Consider the following 1,504-nt stretch of genomic DNA (forward strand, 5'->3'; position numbering starts at 1 on the left):
TTGCTGATGTAATTATAACATTCTACTCTGACAGGAATCTTAACAAGCAAATGGAGTTTAAGAATCCGCAAGTTGCTGCGCACTACAAAAAATCCGCTGCTCTCACTAGAGAAAAACAATTAACACCAAACAAAGCAAAATACATAGGTAAGGGGCGATAAAGGAGCAATCAATGTTATTTAGACATTTGCGTAAAAAGAATGCCAAAACACCAAGACAAAGAAATATAGCAATAGCGAGATTTATTGTATTGCTTATTATCCTAGCTTGTTTGGCGAGCTTACTTGCCTCTTGTGCAAATTGGAAAGATGCCAAGCGATATGAGATGAAAAAATCTCCGTGTGCGTGCTTTAAAAATACAGCTTAAAGCCCACAAATACCAATCCCAATAAATAAAGGAGCAATCAATGAATGTAACAAAAGAGCAAATCCAAAAAATCAAAGAACTTGTAGCAAAAGTGCTTAATCTCTATGAAGACAAAGTCAAGTTGGATCTACTCAAAATAGATAGAGAAAACACTCTAAAAGACGAAATAGCTAGTGCTTGTGAAATACGAAACAAGCAGGGGGAACTTCAGCCAAATAAAGTAAAAATGCCACTAGTGTCGGCATTGATTGATGAGATGTTTTTAGAAAAAAACAATAAGAAAGAAGCAGAATATGTTCTTATGGAAACATATAGAAGCGCAATATCTAGCAAGAGAGTTAATAATGAAGCACTTAATGCTTATGTCGCCATTAGAGAAAGCCTAGAAGAAAATGCACAAAATATCAAGGAAGCATTTAAAGAGAGCAGCACTTTAGACAGAGCGATCCTTGAAGCGATCAATTATCTCACTAAGACTAAGTATAAAGAGCTGCTTGAAAATAAGAAGCAAGAAGCAGGCATAGAGACTAAGCCACCTAAAGATATGACTGCTGTAATGGAGCTTATCAAAGAGCTAGAGAAAATGCTCTCAAAGTAAAAGTGATAATCAATGAAACACGAACAGCGCGGAATCTACAATGTAACTTTTGGCGATAAGAGTGCCACGCCAATTAAAACAGATGTAGAACTCATAGAAAATGCCATTATCAACGAAGTAATTTACTACATTAAGGGCTGGCACAATGAAAGAAGAGATAAAGGCAGGGGTGCTGAACACATAAAAATGCACTTAGACAAGGGTGCCAAAGGTGAAATCACACTAGAAGAGTTACTAAATCTAGGAAATTCTATAAGGAAGTATCTAAAAATTTTTAAAAAACCTTATCTCGAAAATAAAAACAAAACAGGAAAAGTCTATAAGTGGCAAGATGATAAGGGGGTAAGATTTAGAGTTGCAATAGACAAGCACAAAGGGGAGGGTCTCATTCCGCCACTATCCCCCTTTGCTGATGTAATTATAACATTCTACTCTGACAGGAATCTTAACAAGCAAATGGAGTTTAAGAATCCGCAAGTTGCTGCGCACTACAAAAAATCCGCTGCTCTCACTAGAGAAAAACAATTAACACCAAACAA

At 36.3% G+C, this 1,504-nt stretch carries 3 protein-coding genes; all 3 read left to right on the forward strand.

Features of this window, described 5'->3' with window-relative positions:
- Nucleotides 1–172 precede the first annotated feature (172 nt).
- Nucleotides 173–367, forward strand: a complete 195-nt coding sequence (locus tag IKB69_RS00730) for a hypothetical protein (protein WP_290945105.1) — start codon at nt 173–175, stop codon at nt 365–367.
- Nucleotides 368–407: 40 nt separating this feature from the next.
- The gene (locus IKB69_RS00735; RefSeq protein ID WP_290945107.1) at nt 408–965 is read left to right on the forward strand and encodes a hypothetical protein; all 558 of its coding nucleotides are present in this window, start codon (nt 408–410) and stop codon (nt 963–965) included.
- A 12-nt stretch (nt 966–977) separates the two neighbouring features.
- On the forward strand, nt 978–1,504 hold a 527-nt coding region (locus IKB69_RS00740), incomplete at its 3' end, for a hypothetical protein (protein WP_290945109.1).

This window comes from Helicobacter sp. (assembly GCF_017502485.1).
Taxonomy (GTDB): domain Bacteria; phylum Campylobacterota; class Campylobacteria; order Campylobacterales; family Helicobacteraceae; genus Helicobacter_B.

Excerpts from the sequence above, each read along its gene's own strand:
- IKB69_RS00730 (WP_290945105.1), top strand. The coding sequence starts at position 173 with ATGTTATTTAGACATTTGCGTAAAAAGAATGCCAAAACACCAAGACAA.
- IKB69_RS00735 (WP_290945107.1), top strand. The coding sequence starts at position 408 with ATGAATGTAACAAAAGAGCAAATCCAAAAAATCAAAGAACTTGTAGCA.